General features: G+C 40.5%; 3 protein-coding genes. 2 read left to right on the forward strand and 1 reads right to left on the reverse strand.

From position 1 onward, the window contains the following. Positions 1 to 228 precede the first annotated feature (228 nt). The gene (locus tag BUF15_RS26350; protein WP_073617346.1) at positions 229 to 516 is read right to left on the reverse strand and encodes an integration host factor subunit alpha; all 288 of its coding nucleotides are present in this window, start codon (positions 514 to 516) and stop codon (positions 229 to 231) included. 973 nt (positions 517 to 1489) lie between these two features. Here BUF15_RS26350 and BUF15_RS26355 point away from each other — a divergent pair. Next, a complete protein-coding gene (locus BUF15_RS26355) occupies positions 1490 to 2257 on the forward strand; it encodes a hypothetical protein (protein WP_073617348.1) in 768 nt (255 codons plus the stop codon). A gap of 7 nt (positions 2258 to 2264) precedes the next feature. After that, a complete protein-coding gene (locus tag BUF15_RS26360; RefSeq protein ID WP_073617350.1) occupies positions 2265 to 2861 on the forward strand; it encodes a tyrosine-type recombinase/integrase in 597 nt (198 codons plus the stop codon). Positions 2862 to 3089: the final 228 nt, after the last annotated feature.

Consider the following 3089-nt stretch of genomic DNA (forward strand, 5'->3'; position numbering starts at 1 on the left):
AGGTGCCCATTCTCAGCGCTGACTTTTACCTCCGCTTGCTGAAGGGGTGATGGCGGGCCACAACGGAAGATGACACAGAATTCTGAACACACCCTCCGGTTGGTCTTGAAATCTATGCCGTCAGGGGACCAACCGTTTCTTATTCTGCTGCCAAAGAGCAGCTAACAGATAAAACTATTTATTTTTTATACATAAATTAAAACATCGTTCAGCGGGCAAGAAATCAGATCACTTCTGGTTTACCTTTTCCCGTAAAATTCCTGATGGGCTAAAGGTTACAACACGTCTAGGAGCTAGCATGAGCTCACTGCCTGTTTGCGGATTCCTACCTTTTCGTTCCCTCTTGTCCCTTACTGAAAACTTTCCAAAACCGCTAAGTAGAAGATCTTCTCCGCTGATCAACTTATCTTTAGCTAACCGCAAAAGTGTTTCAACGGCTTCTACTGATTTTTCCTTAGTGAATTCATCGTGATGCATGTACACTTCTCGTACGATATCCGCTTTTGTTAATGTCATATTACCTCCCGTAGAAACATTTCAAGATACAAATCAAACTATTGCAATACATCCTAACATAATTAATCACCTATTTACCTCGCAAATGATTGATTATCAATACTTAGACTGATTATTTTATCACGGATTTAAAATCGAAATATATGTGTACTTGCAAGTAACTATCTGACAAAGGCATTACGGAATGAGATTCTAGAGATTGAGTGGGACGGACATTGCTTGACCCAGCCGTCTACTCAATCTTCGCATGACGATCCAAAAGAGGCAAGAAGATTCGAATCTTATAACAGCGCTGTAAGGTATTGTTATTGATAGAAGTATAATTCACGCGTGATACGCCTGTGATATACGGCTAATTTTACATACGAGAAAATAACAGATGCGTTCCCTTTTTCTTTTTTCTTTTTCTTTGAAGGAGTAACGATGTGGGCCGAGCTGCCATATCCCCAAAATCAAATGGCCCTACCGAAGGGAGAGAACTAGGGAGATACTAATGGGCAGTTGGACGAAGGGAGTAACTAAGTGAACGGTAAGGCCATTTGATTTCATTGTACTCATCCTAAAGTAGATGCCATGCGACACTTACAAGTAAAGATTAGCACGAACATACGGTGTAGTAAAGTAATAAATGAAATACTTGACCCCTGAGACCGATTAACAAAGGGGGGACAAATCTCCAAAGGTCTTGATCGACTCAAAATTGGCCTCTACGTACAATTTAATTTCGAGTTGTTGTTTGATGTAATTTCATCTTATTGGCAGAGGATGGCAACAGTCGAACCCGCAGCCAGCCTATAAACACTGGCCTCCAGACGCTCCCGGGAAGGAAAAGGGGAACTATGAAAATTGGTGCTACCACTCTGTGTGCCAAGTAGTTAAATAATTACAGACTATTACACGAAAACATATTAGTGTGCTTATGAATTAATGGTAGGCTGATCAATACATCACCAATCTAGTCAATTGATGGATTATGAATCTGGAAGAACATAGCGAACCACCAAAAATTCCAAAAATTCTTGTCCATAAGATCCACGGTGGACGCAAGCAAGATAGCAAATTTTGGCAAAGTGAATTTTCAGATTCCAAAGAGAATCTTGATGATATCGGCAGACACGACAGAATCAAAATTGACAACAAGGACGCTAGATCTATTCGCAGAGGTAAAACTGTTAATCCGATTTGGTCTGTAGTTTGGCGTTTTCTTCTATTCTGTCTCGTAATAGATGGAGGAATTTACTATTATTTTCATGTAATTGAAAAGACAACCGTAGCTGAAGGCATTAAAGCTTTACAGAATTCGATACATGGTAGGGAAAAAGTTATACCACATCAACAAATACAACCTCGTAAAATCCCATCTACCCAAATTGTCCCTCCAAACGAAACGAAATCATCAGGACCTGATTATCGGTACTCTGGACAAGCAGTAAATCAAGCCAAACAAAGGTTACTAGAAAATAAGTTTCAATCTCAGCTGCCCAAGAACCAATACTCAACATCAGTTCAGTCTCACCCAAAGTCCGTACCAACAACACCGCCTTCAGTAAGTTCCACAAGCAAATCCGCAAAGCCCCAAAAGTCTATATATGAAATTAAACTGTTGACTGATCGTGTAATCTTGAGTGAACATGTCATGGTGACTTCAGACAAAGTCACATATGAAGACCCAGGGGGACAGATTGTATCTATCAACAAATACGAGGTGAAAACTCTGAAACGGCTCAAGGTGAGCGAGTAAATATTTATTGGGCTTCCTCACCGGCGCTTATATTCTTGATGAAATAGCACGGATTGCTCCCTTCAAAGTGTGGCTTGGTATCAAATGGCTTTGCACATACATTGCCATTCGGCCAGGTGAACTGGTGCAGATCCGCGAGCAGGATATTGATACCGAGAACCGATACATTTACATCCACCATTCAAAAACAGGAGGAACAAAACCTGTTCCCATGCTTGATGAGGATGTTGAGCTTTTCAAGCAATTGAACCCCTGTTTCCCTCGATCGTTCTTCTTTCGACACGACATCGGAAAAGGCGGTGTGAAGAAAGGTCAGAGATATGGCGAGAAGTTTTTCTATAAGTGGTGGAAACGCGCTTGTGACAATCTCAGAGTAGAAGGTGTTGATCTTTACGGTGGTACACGACACAGTTCGGCAGTCGCACTCAGGCAACATTTCTCCCCTGAGCAAATCAGGCAAGGAACAATGCATCAGACCAATAAGGCTTTCGAAAGATACTACAGAGTCGGGGCTGACGACATCCGCACGATTTACCAAGAATCCTCTAGAACTACTATTGATTCTCAAAAGAAGATTAAAAAATTGATAGGATTTAAGAATTAAAACTGTCCTCATTCCCATTCAATTTTCGGCGAAGATCAAGAAGAGTCCAACTTGTTGAAATATGTAAATAAATTTAATTATAAACAATAAAATGCCAGATCACTTCCCAATGTAAATCTGGAATGATATATTATATCACTGCTGTCTCACAGTTAATTCCACAATAAAAGCTGTGGAGATTTAATAGTTTGTGGATTGTCAGGTGGCTTGAATAAATCAGTCATTGAT

Origin of the sequence: Desulfopila aestuarii DSM 18488 (assembly GCF_900143695.1) — a bacterium.
GTDB classification, from domain to species: domain Bacteria; phylum Desulfobacterota; class Desulfobulbia; order Desulfobulbales; family Desulfocapsaceae; genus Desulfopila; species Desulfopila aestuarii.

Coding starts and splice junctions, on each gene's coding strand:
- BUF15_RS26350 (WP_073617346.1), bottom strand. CDS start 516: ATGACATTAACAAAAGCGGATATCGTACGAGAAGTGTACATGCATCAC.
- BUF15_RS26355 (WP_073617348.1), top strand. CDS start 1,490: ATGAATCTGGAAGAACATAGCGAACCACCAAAAATTCCAAAAATTCTT.